24 protein-coding genes are annotated in these 16,184 nt (G+C 49.1%); 7 read left to right on the top strand and 17 right to left on the bottom strand.

Annotated features, from left to right (window positions below; all coding sequences use genetic code 11):
- Positions 1–16: 16 nt before the first annotated feature.
- Entirely contained in the window at positions 17–1,993 is a 1,977-nt protein-coding gene (locus tag K0J45_RS01005; protein WP_220043894.1) for a heme lyase CcmF/NrfE family subunit, read from the bottom strand.
- 411 nt (positions 1,994–2,404) lie between these two features.
- On the opposite strand from K0J45_RS01005, the gene ccmI reads away from it, so the two are divergent.
- Positions 2,405–3,655, top strand: a complete 1,251-nt coding sequence (ccmI, locus tag K0J45_RS01000; protein ID WP_220043893.1) for a c-type cytochrome biogenesis protein CcmI — start codon at positions 2,405–2,407, stop codon at positions 3,653–3,655.
- A 164-nt stretch (positions 3,656–3,819) separates the two neighbouring features.
- Here ccmI and K0J45_RS00995 read toward each other — a convergent pair whose 3' ends face one another.
- Positions 3,820–4,113: a c-type cytochrome gene (locus K0J45_RS00995; RefSeq protein WP_011863998.1), complete on the bottom strand. Its 294-nt coding sequence runs from the start codon at positions 4,111–4,113 to the stop codon at positions 3,820–3,822.
- Positions 4,114–4,445: 332 nt separating this feature from the next.
- Between K0J45_RS00995 and ccmA the strand changes: the two genes are divergently transcribed.
- The 6 genes from ccmA to K0J45_RS00965 all read left to right on the top strand — a co-directional run bounded on the left by ccmA (position 4,446) and on the right by K0J45_RS00965 (position 8,336).
- Positions 4,446–5,096, top strand: a complete 651-nt coding sequence (gene ccmA, locus K0J45_RS00990) for a cytochrome c biogenesis heme-transporting ATPase CcmA (protein ID WP_011863997.1) — start codon at positions 4,446–4,448, stop codon at positions 5,094–5,096.
- Positions 5,097–5,107: 11 nt separating this feature from the next.
- A complete protein-coding gene (gene ccmB, locus K0J45_RS00985) occupies positions 5,108–5,794 on the top strand; it encodes a heme exporter protein CcmB (protein WP_011863996.1) in 687 nt (228 codons plus the stop codon).
- 1 nt (position 5,795) lies between these two features.
- Entirely contained in the window at positions 5,796–6,542 is a 747-nt protein-coding gene (locus K0J45_RS00980) for a heme ABC transporter permease (RefSeq protein ID WP_011863995.1), read from the top strand.
- The gene (gene ccmD / locus K0J45_RS00975; protein ID WP_011863994.1) at positions 6,542–6,742 is read left to right on the top strand and encodes a heme exporter protein CcmD; all 201 of its coding nucleotides are present in this window, start codon (positions 6,542–6,544) and stop codon (positions 6,740–6,742) included. The genes K0J45_RS00980 and ccmD overlap by 1 nt, the downstream gene beginning before the upstream one ends.
- On the top strand, positions 6,739–7,224 hold the full coding sequence (gene ccmE / locus K0J45_RS00970; RefSeq protein ID WP_220043892.1) for a cytochrome c maturation protein CcmE: 486 nt from the start codon (positions 6,739–6,741) through the stop codon (positions 7,222–7,224). The genes ccmD and ccmE overlap by 4 nt, the downstream gene beginning before the upstream one ends.
- A gap of 134 nt (positions 7,225–7,358) precedes the next feature.
- On the top strand, positions 7,359–8,336 hold the full coding sequence (locus K0J45_RS00965; protein ID WP_220043891.1) for an ABC transporter substrate-binding protein: 978 nt from the start codon (positions 7,359–7,361) through the stop codon (positions 8,334–8,336).
- Between the two features lie 56 nt (positions 8,337–8,392).
- Here K0J45_RS00965 and rplQ read toward each other — a convergent pair whose 3' ends face one another.
- The 15 genes from rplQ to rplE form a co-directional block, all read right to left on the bottom strand.
- Positions 8,393–8,785: a 50S ribosomal protein L17 gene (rplQ, locus tag K0J45_RS00960; RefSeq protein ID WP_011863991.1), complete on the bottom strand. Its 393-nt coding sequence runs from the start codon at positions 8,783–8,785 to the stop codon at positions 8,393–8,395.
- A gap of 39 nt (positions 8,786–8,824) precedes the next feature.
- Positions 8,825–9,814, bottom strand: a complete 990-nt coding sequence (locus tag K0J45_RS00955) for a DNA-directed RNA polymerase subunit alpha (RefSeq protein WP_011863990.1) — start codon at positions 9,812–9,814, stop codon at positions 8,825–8,827.
- A gap of 24 nt (positions 9,815–9,838) precedes the next feature.
- Entirely contained in the window at positions 9,839–10,459 is a 621-nt protein-coding gene (gene rpsD, locus K0J45_RS00950) for a 30S ribosomal protein S4 (protein ID WP_011863989.1), read from the bottom strand.
- A gap of 36 nt (positions 10,460–10,495) precedes the next feature.
- Positions 10,496–10,888, bottom strand: coding sequence for a 30S ribosomal protein S11 (gene rpsK / locus K0J45_RS00945; RefSeq protein ID WP_011863988.1), 393 nt, complete (start codon positions 10,886–10,888; stop codon positions 10,496–10,498).
- A gap of 17 nt (positions 10,889–10,905) precedes the next feature.
- The gene (gene rpsM, locus K0J45_RS00940) at positions 10,906–11,262 is read right to left on the bottom strand and encodes a 30S ribosomal protein S13 (protein WP_011863987.1); all 357 of its coding nucleotides are present in this window, start codon (positions 11,260–11,262) and stop codon (positions 10,906–10,908) included.
- A gap of 117 nt (positions 11,263–11,379) precedes the next feature.
- Positions 11,380–11,493: a 50S ribosomal protein L36 gene (gene rpmJ, locus K0J45_RS00935; protein ID WP_006083579.1), complete on the bottom strand. Its 114-nt coding sequence runs from the start codon at positions 11,491–11,493 to the stop codon at positions 11,380–11,382.
- A 21-nt stretch (positions 11,494–11,514) separates the two neighbouring features.
- Positions 11,515–12,855 (bottom strand): preprotein translocase subunit SecY, encoded by a 1,341-nt coding sequence (gene secY / locus K0J45_RS00930; RefSeq protein WP_011863986.1) that lies wholly within the window; start codon positions 12,853–12,855, stop codon positions 11,515–11,517.
- Positions 12,856–12,862: 7 nt separating this feature from the next.
- The gene (gene rplO, locus K0J45_RS00925; protein WP_011863985.1) at positions 12,863–13,297 is read right to left on the bottom strand and encodes a 50S ribosomal protein L15; all 435 of its coding nucleotides are present in this window, start codon (positions 13,295–13,297) and stop codon (positions 12,863–12,865) included.
- Positions 13,298–13,300: 3 nt separating this feature from the next.
- Entirely contained in the window at positions 13,301–13,483 is a 183-nt protein-coding gene (gene rpmD, locus K0J45_RS00920; RefSeq protein ID WP_011863984.1) for a 50S ribosomal protein L30, read from the bottom strand.
- A gap of 5 nt (positions 13,484–13,488) precedes the next feature.
- Complete coding sequence (gene rpsE / locus K0J45_RS00915; protein WP_011863983.1) at positions 13,489–13,992, bottom strand: 30S ribosomal protein S5; 504 nt, start codon at positions 13,990–13,992, stop codon at positions 13,489–13,491.
- Between the two features lie 13 nt (positions 13,993–14,005).
- Positions 14,006–14,356, bottom strand: coding sequence for a 50S ribosomal protein L18 (gene rplR, locus K0J45_RS00910; RefSeq protein ID WP_011863982.1), 351 nt, complete (start codon positions 14,354–14,356; stop codon positions 14,006–14,008).
- Positions 14,357–14,366: 10 nt separating this feature from the next.
- Positions 14,367–14,897: a 50S ribosomal protein L6 gene (gene rplF, locus K0J45_RS00905; RefSeq protein ID WP_011863981.1), complete on the bottom strand. Its 531-nt coding sequence runs from the start codon at positions 14,895–14,897 to the stop codon at positions 14,367–14,369.
- Between the two features lie 10 nt (positions 14,898–14,907).
- A complete protein-coding gene (gene rpsH, locus K0J45_RS00900) occupies positions 14,908–15,300 on the bottom strand; it encodes a 30S ribosomal protein S8 (protein WP_011863980.1) in 393 nt (130 codons plus the stop codon).
- 23 nt (positions 15,301–15,323) lie between these two features.
- Entirely contained in the window at positions 15,324–15,629 is a 306-nt protein-coding gene (gene rpsN, locus K0J45_RS00895; RefSeq protein WP_011863979.1) for a 30S ribosomal protein S14, read from the bottom strand.
- 10 nt (positions 15,630–15,639) lie between these two features.
- The gene (rplE, locus tag K0J45_RS00890; RefSeq protein WP_011863978.1) at positions 15,640–16,179 is read right to left on the bottom strand and encodes a 50S ribosomal protein L5; all 540 of its coding nucleotides are present in this window, start codon (positions 16,177–16,179) and stop codon (positions 15,640–15,642) included.
- Between the last annotated feature and the right edge of the window lie 5 nt (positions 16,180–16,184).

Genomic DNA, 16,184 nt, shown 5'->3' with positions numbered 1-16,184 from the left:
CTTGCCCCAATTCAAGTTATGCGGTTGCTAATTTTGCTTGTTTGGCTTTCTCGCCAGCGGTTTCGGTCGCCTTGGCTCTGCGGTAACGCTTATCAGACGCGGCGAACAGACCGCCTACCATCATGAAGATGCTACCGAACCATAACCAGCGCACGAATGGCTTGTAGTTCAGACGCACGGCAAACTCGGTACGGCTGATAGGATCGCCCATGGTGATATAGAGATCGCGGAACAGTCCCCAATCGATGCCCGCCTCTGTCATATCCATGGTACGTACGTTGTACTGACGACGATCAGGTTTAAGCAGAGTAATGAACTCACCGTCTTTGGTCACTTCGACCTGACCCTGCTGGGCGGTATAGTTAGGACCGACGACATTCTTAGTCTCGATGTAGTGGAAGCTATAGCCCGCCAGCTCCTGGGTGATACCAGGGCCCATGCGAACACTCTTCTCGATAGAGTAGTTAGACACCATAGTCGCGCCGACCACAGAGACGGCGATACCTAAGTGAGCGATGATCATACCCAGCTGGCTGCGCCCCATACGCGCCAGGCTCAGGCCATCTTTAGACTGCATGATGTCGTAGGCGGCGCGCAGTGTCGCAAATGTTACCCAAGCGGCCAGGCCGATACCGAACATCACCCAAGCATTAAACTTGCCGTCCACCAGGAAAGGCGTCACTACACCGATAACCGCAGAGACGATGGCAGGCACCAGCAGCTTGGCCTTGAGTTCACCTGCCTTGGCGCGCTTCCAGCGGATGCTAGGGCCAATACCCATGAAGGCAAACAGCACGAGTGCGATAGGTACGAATACCGCGTTGAAGTATGGTGGGCCTACAGAGATCTTACCCATGTTCAGGGCATCGATCAGCAATGGGTAGAGTGTACCCAGCAGTACGGTACCACAAGCCACAGTAAGCAGGATGTTACCCACCAGCAGCATGGTTTCTTTCGACATCAGCTCGAAACGCGCAGGGCTCTTCATGTCGCTTGCGCGGAAGGCAAACAGCGTCAGTGAGCCGCCGATGGCGAGACCCAGCAACAAGAGAATGAACATACCACGGCTAGGATCCGCCGCGAATGAGTGCACCGAGGTCAGTACGCCAGAACGCACGATGAAGGTGCCAAGCAGACTCAGAGAGAATGCGAAGATAGAGAGGAGTACCGTCCAGTTACGGAAGGTTGCACGCTTCTCGGTCACGATCACTGAGTGCAGTAGTGCGGTACCAATCAGCCAAGGCATGAATGAGGCGTTTTCGACGGGATCCCAGAACCACCAGCCGCCCCAGCCTAACTCGTAATATGCCCACCAAGAACCGAGCGAGATACCGCCGGTCAGGAAGATCCACGCAGCTAGGGTCCAAGGACGGCTCCAACGTGCCCAGGCAGAATCGAGACGTCCGCCCATGAGCGCGGCGATGGCGAAGGCAAAGCTCACCGAGAAACCAACATAGCCCAGGTACAGCATTGGTGGGTGGAAGATGAGTCCCACGTCCTGCAGCATAGGGTTAAGGTCGCGTCCCTCCATAGGAATCGGGAACAGGCGCTCAAATGGGCTCGAAGTCAGCAGCATGAAGAGACAGAAGCCGATCACTATCATCGCCAGAATGGCGAGTACGCGAGCGGTGAAGACCTCTTCTAACCCCTTACTGAAGAAGGCAACCGATGCCGTCCAGACAGACAGGGCAAACACCCAGAAGAGTAATGAACCTTCATGACCACCCCATACCGCGGCGATCTTGAAGAAGATCGGCAACTGAGAATTTGAGTGGTGTGCAACATAGGCTACAGAGAAATCGTCAACGGCAAAGCTATAACCCAGGACGATGACAGAGAGAGCGATAAAGAAAAACATGCCGTAACTCAACGGCCAGGCATAACGCACCAGATATTGATCTTTGCGAGCAACACCGATTAAGGGGACGCTGGCCAATAGAAAGGCGAATGCCAATCCTATTATCAACGAAAAGTGTCCTAATTCAGGGATCATGGGGTTTCCTCAGTCCTATATGGGAACCAGCTGAAGCATTAGCTTCACCTAATTCACCAGAGTTTGCAATTCACACTACTCAAGGTACAAAATTTGAGTCATTTTAGTATTTGCTATTGTATCTGTCTGCCTCTTTCGCACAATTCTGGGTGACCTGTCTCATTCTTGCGAACAGAAACGCAGGGTTACAATTGTTATAAACTGGCAGATTTTATGCTCTGACCCTTGTTTGAAACTTAAGTTTCAGCCAATTTTTGAAAATAGAATCGAACTGTGAACCAGTGCAAAAGTATCAGTATTTAACGGCTGGAAACCCTTATATTACTGTTCAATGAATAATCTTTCCGTATAATCTGATCCCTATATCGCGCGGCATTCCCGCATTCCTGCAACTAATGTGAAAAAGAAATAATGACCACACTCTGGATTTTTATTGCGCTTTTTGTATTAGTCAGCCTTGTGCTGATTTGGTTTCCACACTTCCGCCAGCAAAAGATGCTGCAGGCCGAAGAAGCCGGTGTGCGTAAGGCCACCAACCTCGAACTTTTTAACAATCGCCTGGCGACCCTAGAGAAGGAACTTGAGGATGAGCTGCTGGATCAAGATGAGTTTAACGCGCTAAAGAAAGAACTCGAGATCAGCCTGCTTCAGGATATGAAGCAAGGTGAAGATGAATCTCTGGTCGGTCAGATCAAGCCTAAGAGCCTACTCTGGCCAACATTGATGTCTGTGGTGGTATTAGGTGTTTCTGGCTACTTCTATGCCAACCTAGGTGCGTATGCCAACCTGGACAAGGCGGTTCCCGACAATCCACACGCAGGAATGGATGCCGCCCAGATCATGACCCAGCGCATTCAGATGATGGAATCACAGCTGCAAGCCGAGCCGGAAAACAGCCAACTGCTGTTTAGCCTTGGCCATGCCTACATCAGCGCCAACCGTTATGATGATGCGGTAAAAGCATTCGACAAGGCGATGGAGCTAGTGGGTACCCACGCCGAGCTGCTTGGTCCTAAGGCGACAGCCATGTACTACAAGGCCAACCAAAGAATCACTCCTGCGGTACAGGCCATTATCGACCAATCATTGGCATTAGATCCTGAAGATCCTTCAACCCTACTGCTTGTCGGTATGGACGCCTTCTTCAGCGCTCAATATAAGAAGGCGATCGATGCCTGGCAGATCATTCTCGATAGCGACAGAAGCGATGTGGACCGTAGCGCCATCATCAATGCCATCGAGAGCGCCAAGATGAGAATGCAAGCCGAAACTGGCGAGATGCCTAACGATGCGACTCATCAGCAGGCCAAGGCCACTACCGGTAAGACGGTAACCATAGATGTGTCAATCGCACCCGAGCTGCTAGAGAATGTCAGCGGTAGCGATATGCTGTTTATCTTTGCCCGCAACACCCAAGGCCCTAAGGTCCCCCTAGCGGCGACTAAGGTATCGGCGAAATCTCTGCCTGTCTCTATCACCTTAGATGACAGCGCTGGCATGGGCGGCGATATCAAGCTGAGCGACGCCAAACAGGTTGAAGTGATCGCCGTACTCTCTAAGCATGGTTCGGTTAAGGCGCAGCCTGGCGATCTACAGGGCCGTCTGGAAACCATGGACGTGGGGTCAACCGCTAAGCTAGTGATTGATACTCTGGTTCAATAATACCGGTTCAGTAATCCTGATTTCATACCAAACAGAAAAGCCGGCATTAGCCGGCTTTTTTATTGCTCACCTATCTTGATCGCAAGAGTCTCTATATTAAAAACTACTTGGCGACAGGCATAAAAAAACCGACCATAAGGTCGGCTTTTTTCAACGAAGTCAAATTACTTAGACATGAACTCGATAGCGTTCTTGTAATCTTCGTCGGTACAATCTGTGCACATACCACCTGGTGGCATAGCGTTCAGACCAGTCTTAACACTACCTAGTAGTGCGTCTAGGCCTTTCGCTAAACGAGGCTCCCATGCAGCTGCATCATGAGCTTTAGGGGCACCGGCGACACCCATACTGTGGCATACATGGCATGCCTTGTTATATACAGCTTCACCTTCTTGTGCAAAAGTGTTTGCAGACAAGGTCAATGCAGCCACTGCAGACAATGCTAACAGTTTTTTCATGTTCAATGTTCCTAATGCAAATATTAACAGAGCTCTATGCCACCCTAAACTGGGGCAGACTTATTCTATAGCAGCCCTAGGATACATCAAACTTCAACAAATCTCACCTTTTTGTGATTAATATCAGAATTTGATGGTTCAACATGTTATAGGTGCCCGAGTTACCTGATACATTAGCAATTGTTGAAAAAGTTCAATCTCAATGACGAAAAGGTTTTACTTTTTGGAAGCATATCAAATTGCTGACACTAATCAGATAGCAAGACTAAACCCCTCAAGGGGATTATGTTAATATCGCTTATGTTTACATCAGGCTTGAGATAGAGGGTTCAGTGGTAGAAGAAAAAACAGCAACAACACTGGTATCAGCCGATAACTTGACTTGTATCCGCGAAGAGCGAATTCTCTTCGACGAGCTGAGCTTTGATATCCAAGCGGGTGAGATAGTTCAAATCGAAGGCCCCAATGGCGCGGGTAAAACCAGCCTGCTGAGGATCCTCGCCGGTCTGTCGCGTCCCTATGCGGGCGAAGCCAAATACAAGGGTACTGACATTACCCGCTGCCGCGACGAATACAATGACGATCTTTTGTATCTGGGCCACCTTGCAGGTGTAAAAAGCGAGTTAACTGCCGAAGAGAATCTTAACTTCAATTTAAGAATCAGCGGGTATGATGATTTCGAGACCAACCAGATCCTCGCTAAGGTAAACCTGTCTGGCTTCGAAGAGGCTTTGGCCGGCCACCTGTCGGCGGGTCAACATCGTCGTACCGCCCTAGCCCGACTCTGGCATACCAACTGTAAGGTCTGGCTGCTGGACGAACCATTTACTGCAATCGATAAGAAAGGCGTCGAAGAATTGGAACACCTGTTTTTACAACATGCTCAAAGCGGCGGCTGTGTCATCATGACCACCCACCAGGATATGAGCATTATCGGTGACGATATTCTCCGTAAGATTCGCCTCGATTACCGCTTTATTTAAAGGTGCAGTGAATGAATAAAGGTATCAGTTTCACCCAAGCGTTTTTCACCCTGCTTAGACGCGATCTTAAGATAGCAATTCGTCATAAGGGTGACATCTTCAATCCCTTACTGTTTTTTATCCTGGTGGTCACCCTCTTCCCACTGGGCATTGGCCCCGAGCCGCAGGTACTGACTCGCGTTGCACCGGGGATCATCTGGGTAGCCGCCCTGCTGGCATCTATGTTGTCACTCGAGCGACTGTTTAAGGCGGACTTCGTCGATGGTAGCCTGGAACAGATGCTGCTTAGCCCACAGCCATTGTCACTCATGGTATTGGCAAAAGTGCTGGCCCACTGGATATTGACCGGCGTACCACTGATACTGGTTGCCCCGCTACTGGCCGTGCTGCTGCATCTTGAAGCCAACAGCTATGGCGCACTGATGGCCACCCTGGCACTGGGCACGCCCGTACTCAGCCTGTTGGGCGCCATAGGTGTCGCGCTTACCGTCGGCCTGCGTAAGGGCGGCGTGCTGCTGAGCCTGTTGATCCTACCGCTTTACATACCTGTACTAATTTTTGCAACCAGCGCCATCGATGCCGCTGGTCTAAATCTACCCTACAGCGGCCATCTCGCTATCATAGGCGCTATGCTGGTCGGTTCGTTAATATTGGCACCTTTTGCAATTGGTGCCTCATTAAGAGTGAGTACTAACTAATATGTGGAAATGGCTACATTCTTACGCAGACCCTCAAAAAGCCTATAACCTTTCCGGCAGGCTATTGCCTTGGTTTGCGACGCTTGCAATCGCGTTTATTGGTGTGGGTTCTATCTGGGGTCTGTTGTTTGCGCCGGTAGATTACCAGCAGGGTGACAGTTATCGCATCATCTTCATCCACGTACCTGCGGCTTCTATGTCTATGTCGGCCTACATGGCGATGGCGACCTCGGCCTTTATCGGCCTGGTATGGCAGATTAAGTCTGCCGACTGGGCGGCAGCGGCCATTGCGCCTATCGGTGCGGTCGTTACCTTTATCGCCCTCATCACAGGTGCAGCTTGGGGCAAGCCTATGTGGGGCACCTGGTGGGTGTGGGACGCTCGCCTGACATCAGAACTTGTGTTGCTGTTCCTCTACCTGGGTGTGATCTCTCTGTACGCCTCTTTCGAAGATAAGGTACTCGCCGCACGCGCCGCCGGTATTCTGGCCATCGTGGGCGTGATCAACATTCCTATCATCAAGTACTCGGTAGAGTGGTGGAACTCACTACACCAGCCTGCCACCATCAAGATCACCGAGAAGTCATCTATGGCGCCTGAGATGTTATATCCACTGCTGATCAACATCTTCGGTTTCGGTCTGATGATAGGCGCTATCACGCTTATTCGTTTCAGAGCCGAGATCCTTGCCAGAAACGGTATGCGTCCCTGGGTCAGGGAACTCGCGCAAGCTGAAGGAGTCAAATAATGCAGTTCGATTCATTAGCAGATTTTTTTAACATGGGTGGCTACGCCTTTTATGTGTGGCTATCTTACGGCATAACCGCCTTCGCACTAGGAACCTTAATCGTGGTAAGTCTGCGCCAGAAGCGCAAGATCCTTACCGAGATATCCAAGAAGATGCAACGCGAAGAACGCCTCAAAGCCAACCGGAGTAAAGAACAGTGAACGCCAGACGTAAGAAAAGACTCGCCTTAGCAACCGCCCTGATTGGTGGCGTAGCCGCCATCGCGTCCTTGCTACTTTATGCGCTCAATTCGAACTTGAACCTTTTCTATACCCCAACAGAGATCGTTCACGGTAAGAAAGACACAGGCGTTAAGCCAGAAATCGGTCAACGTATTCGTGTCGGTGGCATGGTCACCGTAGGTTCTCTGGTTCGCGATCCAGAGAGCCTACACGTTGAGTTTGTCGTACATGACGCCGCCGGTGGCGAAGTCATGGTGACCTATGACGATCTATTACCCGACCTCTTCCGTGAGGGACAAGGTATCGTCGCCCAGGGCGTACTGATCGAAGGTGGTAAGCTGGAAGCCACCGAAGTATTGGCCAAGCATGACGAAAACTACATGCCGCCAGAAGTTGCCGAGGCCATGGGCCAGACCCACGAGAAACTCGAATACGACTCTACACAGAAATCCGGTTACTAGACTGCATATTCTTAGCGTGAAAACCTAAAGGCCTCATTTGAGGCCTTTTTTATTACCTGTGCACTACTTAGGAGCAAGATCGACTATAACTATGTAAAAGACTTTGGGGTGAAAGCTTTAAGGGAAATCCATCCATGCGCATACTTGTCTGCCTCCTACTCCTCTGGACCAGCCTACCCGCATCGGCCGCCAGGCTGATGTTCATTCACAGCTATCATGAGGGCTACCCCTGGGTGAAAGACTATCGCCAGGCGATATTGGAAAACCTTAGCGAGCCCACTAAGATGACGGAGATCTATCTCGACTCCAAGCGTCTCCCCCGTGATGCCTATGTCAAACGCGCTGACGACGCCTGGGAAGCCGTTAAACGCGACAAGCCAGACATCATCATACTCGCCGACGACAACGCCATCTCACTGCTGAGTGAGCGCATCGCAACCACCAAGACCCCAGTTGTATTTCTCGGCCTCAATACTAACCCCAGAGATCATGGCCTGCAGGGCAATCGGCAGTTTACCGGCATACTCGAGCGGCCGCTGTTCAAACGTTCCCTACTCCTAGTCGATTGCCTACTGCCTGGGAAAGAGACCAAGAAGCTGCTGATCCTTTCTGATAATAGCGCGACCTCCCGCGCGGCCTTCAGCCCGATCAGCGCCGACTTTAAGCCCATACAGATAGGCAAGCTGACCATAGCCTTCACCCTGACCAATTCGGCCAAGGAGTGGCAACAGGCGGTGATAGATGCCAAGAAGGCAGGCTACCAGGGGGTTTTTACCGGGCTCTATCACACACTAACCAAAGACGGTGGCGACTATATGGACCCGAGTGAGATGATCGCCTGGACGGCAGACCACGCCCCAGTACCCCATTTCGGTTTTTGGGACTTTACCGTTGGCAGACATGCTAACCCAGGCGGTTATGTGCTTAACGGCTATGAACATGGCCTACTGGCCGCCAAATTGATTAATCGACTGTTAGCCGGCGAGCAGGCCAGCAGTTTAGGGGATATCAGTGACAGCAAGGGGGCGTTTCGATTCAGCCTGTCTGGCGTGGCCAAATGGCATCTGTCGATCCCTAAGGAGATCGCCGAGAAGGCAGATTGGGTAGAATAGATTTGAAGCCATAAAAAAGCCGGGCATTGCCCGGCTTTTTACAATGAACTTAAGTGTTACTCAGCAGCTTCTTCAACAGCTTCAGCAGCTTCTGGACGACCTACTAGTTCGATATACGCCATAGGCGCCTTATCACCAGTACGAAGACCGCACTTAAGGATACGGGTGTATCCACCAGGACGTTCCTGGTAGCGTGGACCCAATTCATTAAATAACTTACCTACGACTTCAGCGTCGCGAGTACGTGCAAATGCCAAACGACGGTTTGCAACACTGTCACTCTTAGCAAGTGTTATTAGAGGTTCAACTACGCGACGCAATTCTTTCGCTTTAGCTACAGTAGTCTTGATCACTTCGTGACGGACTAAAGAGCTTGCCATGTTACGAAACATAGCTTGACGATGACTGCTGTTACGGTTTAGTTGACGACCACTCTTACGATGGCGCATGACCTAATCCTTATTACCTAAATCTGTACAAACTAGGACTTATAGGTCGTCTGCTAAACTGGCTGGAGGCCAGTTTTCTAGACGCATACCTAATGAAAGTCCGCGAGAAGCCAACACATCCTTAATTTCGGTAAGAGACTTCTTACCCAAGTTAGGTGTTTTAAGTAGCTCAACCTCAGTACGCTGTACCAGATCTCCGATGTAATGAATCGCTTCGGCTTTCAAACAGTTAGCCGAACGTACAGTTAGCTCTAGATCGTCGACAGGACGCAACAGAATTGGGTCGAACTCTGGTTTCTCTTCTTTCTGTTCTGGCTCAGTGACATCACGAAGCTCAACAAACGCATCCAGCTGTTCAGCCAGGATGGTTGCAGAACGACGAATCGCTTCCTCAGGATCGATAGTGCCGTTAGTGGTCATATCGATAACGAGTTTGTCTAAGTCAGTACGCTGTTCAACACGTGCTGCTTCAACATTGTAAGCAATACGCGCGACAGGTGAGAAAGATGAATCCACTAGCAGACGGCCAATTGGGCGATCGTCGTCTTCAGTTTGTGCACGAGCCGAAGCTGGTACATAACCACGACCACGCTCAACGCGGATACGCATGCTAATGTCATTGTTACCAGTCAGATGACAGATAACATGATCAGGATTCATAATAGTAACATCACCATCGTGCGTGATATCTGCTGCGGTAACAGGGCCTGCGCCTGACTTGCTTAATGTAAGCATAGCCTCGTCTTTACCCTCGATAACCACTGCTAAACCTTTAAGGTTTAGTAGGATCTCTAGGATATCCTCTTGTACGCCTTCCTTGCTGCTGTATTCGTGCAGTACACCATCAATCTCGACTTCGGTAACCGCGCAGCCGGGCATAGACGACAATAGGATACGACGCAACGCGTTACCTAAAGTATGACCAAAACCACGCTCAAGCGGCTCCAGTGTAACCTTGGCACGTGTTGGGTTAACCTGCTCGATATCAACGAGACGCGGTTTAAGAAATTCTGTAACAGAACCCTGCATTGTGTCCTCTCTTGTTTATTAGCTTTACTTAGAGTAAAGCTCGACGATCAGCTGTTCGTTAATATCCGCAGATAAATCGCTACGCTCAGGCAGACGCTTGAAAGCACCTTCCATCTTAGCGGCATCTACTTCAACCCATGTTGGCTTTTCGCGCTGAGAAGCAACCTCTAGAGCAGCTTTGATACGAGCTTGCTTTTGAGACTTCTCACGAACGCTAATTACATCATTCGCAGACACTTTGAATGATGGAATGTTAACAACGCGGCCGTTTACCATAATTGACTTATGGCTAACTAGCTGACGTGCTTCAGCACGGGTAGCACCAAAACCCATACGATAAACAACGTTATCTAAACGAGTTTCCAAAAGAGTAAGCAGGTTTTCACCAGTGTTACCTTTTAGACGTGCAGCGTCTTTGTAGTAGTTACGGAATTGCTTTTCAAGCACACCATAAGTACGACGAACTTTTTGTTTTTCGCGCAGCTGAACGCCGTACTCAGACAAACGAGCTTTACGAGCGCCGTGTTGTCCAGGTGCAGCTTCAAGCTTACACTTCGAATCAATTGCTCTCACACCGCTTTTCAGGAAAAGGTCAGTACCTTCTCGGCGAGTGAGCTTGAGCTTTGGACCCAAGTATCTTGCCATGTTCTTTCTCCAACTATCCTATTAAAAACGGGGCGATTACACGCGACGTTTCTTAGGAGGACGACAACCATTATGAGGGATCGGCGTCACATCGGTAATGTTGGTTATCTTGTAACCAACCGCGTTCAGCGCTCGAATAGCTGACTCACGTCCTGGACCTGGACCCTTCACGAAAACTTCAAGGTTTTTAACACCGTAGTCCTGAGCAGCAACACCTGCGCGCTCAGCAGCTACCTGTGCAGCAAATGGGGTAGATTTACGTGAACCACGGAAACCTGAACCACCAGAAGTTGCCCAAGAAAGTGCATTACCTTGACGATCTGTAATGGTGATAATGGTGTTGTTGAAAGATGCATGGATATGAGCCATGCCATCAGCAACCTGTTTACGTACGCGCTTGCGCGTTGAACGTGACGGAACTTTAGCCATATTGGTTTACCTTCCCGTTACTTTCTAATTGGCTTACGTGGACCTTTGCGAGTACGCGCATTGGTCTTGGTACGTTGCCCACGAAGGGGCAGGCTACGACGGTGGCGGAGACCACGATAACAACCAAGGTCCATCAGACGCTTGATGTTCATAGAGATCTCACGACGCAAGTCACCTTCTACAATGTATTTAGCAACTTCTTCGCGTAGTGTGTCTATTTGAGCTTCGCTCAATTCCTTGATCTTAGCATCTTCAGCAATTGAAGTAGCCGCGCAGATTTGTTGTGCGCGAGTTAGTCCAATACCGTAGATAGCAGTCAATGCAATGACTGTGTGCTTCTGATCAGGAATGTTAATGCCAGCGATACGGGCCACTATGCACTCCTCATAAGTTAAAGGCCATCTGTGAAAAGCCCGGTAGGATACTCGACAGATGACGATTTTGCAAATAATATTTTGACCAGCTCAGAAACTGAGCTGGTCAAAAAGTTTTTAGCCTTGACGCTGTTTGTGTTTTGGTTCAACACAGATAACGCGTACAACGCCGCTACGCTTTACGATCTTGCAGTTACGGCAGATCTTCTTCACGGAAGCTCGAACTTTCATTTCATCACTCCGTAAAGCTACTTAGCGACCAAAGCGATCTAAGTTCGCTTTATTCACTAGGTTAGCTTTCTTCATCACAGACTCATACTGATGTGACATCATATGGGTCTGAACCTGAGCCATGAAGTCCATGATCACGACTACCATAATTAGTAGTGAAGTACCGCCAAAATAGAACTGTACTTTCCACGCGATTAACATGAACTCCGGAATTAAACAGATAAAGGTAATATATAATGCACCGGCCAGTGTTAGGCGAGTCATTACTTTATCTATATATCGCGAAGTCTGTTCTCCAGGACGGATCCCGGGAATAAACGCACCACTCTTCTTCAGATTGTCTGCTGTTTCACGTGGGTTAAATACCAACGCAGTATAGAAGAAACAGAAGAAGATAATCGCTGTTGCATACAACAATGAGTAAAGCGGCTGACCTGGCGATACAGCAAGTGAAAAATCACTTAACCAAGACAAGCCTTCATTCTGACCAAACCACTGAGCCAGTGTGCCTGGGAACAAAATGATGCTTGACGCAAAGATTGGTGGAATCACACCTGCCATGTTGACCTTAAGCGGTAAGTGAGTGCTCTGCGCGGCAAACACCTTACGGCCCTGCTGACGCTTAGCATAGTTAACAACGATACGACGCTGTCCACGCTCCACAAACACAACAAAATAGGTCACAGCAAATACGATCACTGCAATCAACAATAATACTAGTACGTTCAAGTCGCCTTGACGCGCCTGCTCGGCCGTTTGGCCGATAGCAGAAGGTAGACCGGCTACAATACCTGCGAAAATAAGAATCGAGATACCGTTACCTATGCCTCGTTCGGTGATCTGTTCACCCAGCCACATGAGGAACATGGTTCCTGTGACCAAACTCACTACTGCAACGAAGTAGAAACCGAATCCAAGGTTTACAACTAAACCAGGGACCAGGTTTGGCAGACCCGTTGCGATACCGATCGCTTGGAATGTACCCAAGACCAGTGTGCCATATCGAGTATACTGACTGATCTTCTTACGTCCTGACTCGCCTTCCTTCTTCAGTTCGGCCAGTGCAGGATGTACCACAGTCAATAGCTGCATGATGATCGATGCCGAGATGTACGGCATGATACCAAGAGCAAAGATAGAAGCACGTTCAAGGGCGCCACCAGAGAACATGTTAAACATGCCTAAGATGGTACCCTTCTGCTGATTAAACAGCTCTGCTAATACAGCTGCGTCAATACCAGGAATTGGTACGAACGAACCGGCTCTAAAGACGATAATCGCACCAATCACGAACAGTAGGCGGGCTTTCAATTCTGATAAACCGCCCTTCGCGCTTTTTAAATCAAGTCCTGGTTTTGCCATCGACGTATTATTCCTCGATCTTTCCGCCGGCAGCTTCGATCGCTGCACGTGCACCTTTGGTTACCTTCAGACCTTTAACGGTCACTGGGCGTTCAATGGTACCTGAAAGAACGACTTTAGCAAACTGTATGTTGCGAGTAACAAGATTCGCATCTTTCAGTGCATTCAAGTCGACAACATCACCGTTAACTTTAGCCAGTTCGCTTACACGAATTTCGGCAGTTACCATCGCTTTACGCGAAGTAAAACCAAACTTAGGCAAACGGATCTTAAGTGGCATTTGACCACCTTCGAAACCGACGCGAACACCGCCACCAGAACGTGACTTCTGACCTTTGTGACCGCGACCAGCAGTCTTACCTAGGCCAGAACCGATACCGCGACCTACACGCTTAGCTGCTGATTTTGCACCTGCAGCAGGTGATAGAGTATTCAATTTCATTGATTAATCCTCCACCTTAACCATGTAGTAAACCTTGTTAATCATACCGCGAACAGCAGGAGTATCTTCCAGCTCAACGGTGTGATTAATACGGCGTAGACCTAGACCAGTCAATGTGGCGCGGTGCTTAGGCAGACGGCCAATTGAACTCTTAGTCTGAGTTACTTTTAATGTTTTAGTAGCCATGGTGCTTAACCTCGAATTTCATCAACATTCAGGCCACGCTTAGCTGCGATTTGAGCTGGTGACTTCATGTGCACCAACGCATCTACAGTTGCGCGAACGATGTTGATCGGGTTAGTAGAACCGTATGCTTTTGACAGAACGTTATGAACGCCTGCTACTTCCAATACGGCACGCATCGCACCACCGGCAATAATACCAGTACCTTCAGAAGCTGGTTGCATGTAAACACGCGAACCAGTGTGACGGCCCTTAACAGGGTGGTGCAAAGTACCATTTACAAGTTCAACAGAAACAATGTTACGGCGAGCCTTTTCCATTGCTTTCTGGATAGCAGCAGGTACTTCACGCGCTTTACCATAGCCATAGCCGACTTTACCGTTGCCGTCACCCACTACAGTCAGTGCAGTGAAGCTAAAGATACGTCCGCCTTTAACTACTTTAGAAACACGATTTACTGCAACTAACTTCTCTTGCAGATCGTCTTTTTGTGGAGCTTCAAATTTAGCCATTTTTAATCATTCCTTAGAACTGTAGGCCAGCTTCACGAGCAGCGTCTGCCAGGGCAGCTACGCGTCCGTGATACTTAAAGCCGGAACGATCGAATGCAACTACAGTTACGCCTTTCTCGATAGCACGCTCAGCAATAGTCTTACCTACTGCTTTAGCCGCTTCTACGTTACCTGTGTATTTAAGCTGCTCTGATACCGCTTTTTCAGCAGTAGAAGCTGCCGCCACAACTTGCGCGTTGGCATCAATAACCTGTGCGTATGTGTGACGTGGTGTACGATGTACAACCAGACGGTTAACGCCCAGCTCTTGGATCTTCTTACGGGCGCGAGTCGCGCGGCGTAAGCGAGATGTTTTCTTATCCATATCGCGTTACCTACTTCTTCTTAGCCTCTTTACGGCGTACTTGTTCATCAGCATAGCGAACACCCTTGCCTTTGTAAGGCTCTGGTGGACGGTAGCCACGAATTTCTGCTGCAACCTGACCAACAAGCTGCTTATCAGTACTCTTAAGTACGATTTCAGTTTGTGATGGACACTCAGCAGTTACGCCGTCAGGAAGCTGGTGTACTAGAGGGTGTGAGAAACCTAGAGTCAGGTCGATACCGTTACCAGCAATTTTTGCACGGTAACCAACACCAACTAGAGTCAGCTTTCTTTCGAAACCTTCGTTAACACCAACAACCATGTTGTTGATTAGTGCTCGAGCTGTACCAGCTTGTGCAGCGCTAGTTACGCCTTCAGCTGGTGAACACTTGATTTCGTTGTTTTCAACAACAACAGAAACGTCAGCGTTGATTACTCGAGTCAAACTACCTTTAGCACCTTTTACGGTGATAGTTTGTTCGTTTAAAGTCACTTCTACGCCTGCAGGGATAGCGACTGGTGCTTTTGCGACACGAGACATTGCTAGCTCCTTATGCTACGTAGCAGATAACTTCTCCACCCATGCCTTGTTGGCGGGCGGCACGATCAGTCATCAAACCTTTAGAAGTGGACACGATTGCGACACCCAGACCGCCCATCACCTTTGGTAGATCGTTTTTACCTTTGTAAATACGAAGACCAGGACGACTTACGCGCTGGATAGTCTCAACGACTGGTTGGCCTTGGAAATACTTCAAAGTGATTTCCAAAACCGGCTTGGCTTCGCCTGCTACGGTGTAGTCAGTGATGTAACCTTCTTCTTTAAGCGTCTGTGCGATAGCAACTTTCAGCTTAGCAGAAGGCATAGATACTGATACTTTGTTAGCAGCTTGGCCGTTACGAATGCGAGTTAACATATCCGCAATTGGATCTTGCATGCTCATATTAGCTTACTCCGTGACAAGTATTACCAGCTGGCCTTACGCAGACCAGGAACTTCACCACGCATGGTAGCTTCACGCAATTTGATACGGCTCAGGCCGAACTTGCGTAGGAAACCATGTGGGCGACCAGTTTGACTACAACGATTACGCTGACGCGCAGCACTTGAGTCACGTGGTAGACCTTGCAGCTTAAGAACTGCATCCCAACGATCTTCATCAGAAGTAGTTGGATTGCTAATGATAGCCTTAAGAGCTAGACGCTTTTCAGCATACTTAGCCACGAGCTTGGCACGTTTTGCTTCACGTGCTTTCATTGAACTTTTTGCCATTTCGCTACCCTTATTTCTTGAATGGGAAGTTAAAGGCGTCTAGTAAAGCACGGCCTTCTTCGTCATTCTTCGCAGTAGTAGTGATAACAATATCCATACCGCGGATCTTATCGATTTTATCGTAATCGATTTCCGGGAAGATGATTTGCTCACGTACACCCATTGCGTAGTTACCACGTCCGTCGAACGACTTAGCGCTCAGACCACGGAAGTCGCGGATACGCGGGATTGCGATATCAACTAAACGCTCAAGGAATTCCCACATGCGTTCACCACGCAGGGTAACCTTGCAGCCGATCGGGTAGCCATCACGGATTTTAAAACCAGCAACTGATTTACGAGCAACAGTTACAACTGGCTTTTGACCAGCGATAGCAGTCATGTCACGAAGCGCGTGCTCCATAACTTTCTTATCTGCTACAGCTTCGCCAACACCCATATTAAGGGTGATTTTCTCAATCCGAGGGACTTGCATGACACTGGTATAACCGAACTTCTTAGAAAGCTCAGCGATAACAGTCTCTTTATATTTATCATGCAGTTTCGCCATCGTTT

Origin of the sequence: Shewanella alkalitolerans (assembly GCF_019457575.1) — a bacterium.
Lineage (GTDB): Bacteria > Pseudomonadota > Gammaproteobacteria > Enterobacterales > Shewanellaceae > Shewanella > Shewanella loihica.
Note: the sequence above shows the minus strand (reverse complement) of the source record. Positions and strands in the feature narration are given on the sequence as shown.

Bases quoted from the DNA above. Each gene is read 5' to 3' on its own strand.
- K0J45_RS01005 (WP_220043894.1), bottom strand. From the start codon at position 1,993: ATGATCCCTGAATTAGGACACTTTTCGTTGATAATAGGATTGGCATTC.
- ccmI (WP_220043893.1), top strand. From the start codon at position 2,405: ATGACCACACTCTGGATTTTTATTGCGCTTTTTGTATTAGTCAGCCTT.
- K0J45_RS00995 (WP_011863998.1), bottom strand. From the start codon at position 4,113: ATGAAAAAACTGTTAGCATTGTCTGCAGTGGCTGCATTGACCTTGTCT.
- ccmB (WP_011863996.1), top strand. From the start codon at position 5,108: ATGAATAAAGGTATCAGTTTCACCCAAGCGTTTTTCACCCTGCTTAGA.
- K0J45_RS00980 (WP_011863995.1), top strand. From the start codon at position 5,796: ATGTGGAAATGGCTACATTCTTACGCAGACCCTCAAAAAGCCTATAAC.
- ccmD (WP_011863994.1), top strand. From the start codon at position 6,542: ATGCAGTTCGATTCATTAGCAGATTTTTTTAACATGGGTGGCTACGCC.
- K0J45_RS00965 (WP_220043891.1), top strand. From the start codon at position 7,359: ATGCGCATACTTGTCTGCCTCCTACTCCTCTGGACCAGCCTACCCGCA.
- rplQ (WP_011863991.1), bottom strand. From the start codon at position 8,785: ATGCGCCATCGTAAGAGTGGTCGTCAACTAAACCGTAACAGCAGTCAT.
- K0J45_RS00955 (WP_011863990.1), bottom strand. From the start codon at position 9,814: ATGCAGGGTTCTGTTACAGAATTTCTTAAACCGCGTCTCGTTGATATC.
- rpsD (WP_011863989.1), bottom strand. From the start codon at position 10,459: ATGGCAAGATACTTGGGTCCAAAGCTCAAGCTCACTCGCCGAGAAGGT.
- rpsK (WP_011863988.1), bottom strand. From the start codon at position 10,888: ATGGCTAAAGTTCCGTCACGTTCAACGCGCAAGCGCGTACGTAAACAG.
- rpmJ (WP_006083579.1), bottom strand. From the start codon at position 11,493: ATGAAAGTTCGAGCTTCCGTGAAGAAGATCTGCCGTAACTGCAAGATC.
- secY (WP_011863986.1), bottom strand. From the start codon at position 12,855: ATGGCAAAACCAGGACTTGATTTAAAAAGCGCGAAGGGCGGTTTATCA.
- rplO (WP_011863985.1), bottom strand. From the start codon at position 13,297: ATGAAATTGAATACTCTATCACCTGCTGCAGGTGCAAAATCAGCAGCT.
- rpmD (WP_011863984.1), bottom strand. From the start codon at position 13,483: ATGGCTACTAAAACATTAAAAGTAACTCAGACTAAGAGTTCAATTGGC.
- rpsE (WP_011863983.1), bottom strand. From the start codon at position 13,992: ATGGCTAAATTTGAAGCTCCACAAAAAGACGATCTGCAAGAGAAGTTA.
- rplR (WP_011863982.1), bottom strand. From the start codon at position 14,356: ATGGATAAGAAAACATCTCGCTTACGCCGCGCGACTCGCGCCCGTAAG.
- rplF (WP_011863981.1), bottom strand. From the start codon at position 14,897: ATGTCTCGTGTCGCAAAAGCACCAGTCGCTATCCCTGCAGGCGTAGAA.
- rpsH (WP_011863980.1), bottom strand. From the start codon at position 15,300: ATGAGCATGCAAGATCCAATTGCGGATATGTTAACTCGCATTCGTAAC.
- rpsN (WP_011863979.1), bottom strand. From the start codon at position 15,629: ATGGCAAAAAGTTCAATGAAAGCACGTGAAGCAAAACGTGCCAAGCTC.
- rplE (WP_011863978.1), bottom strand. From the start codon at position 16,179: ATGGCGAAACTGCATGATAAATATAAAGAGACTGTTATCGCTGAGCTT.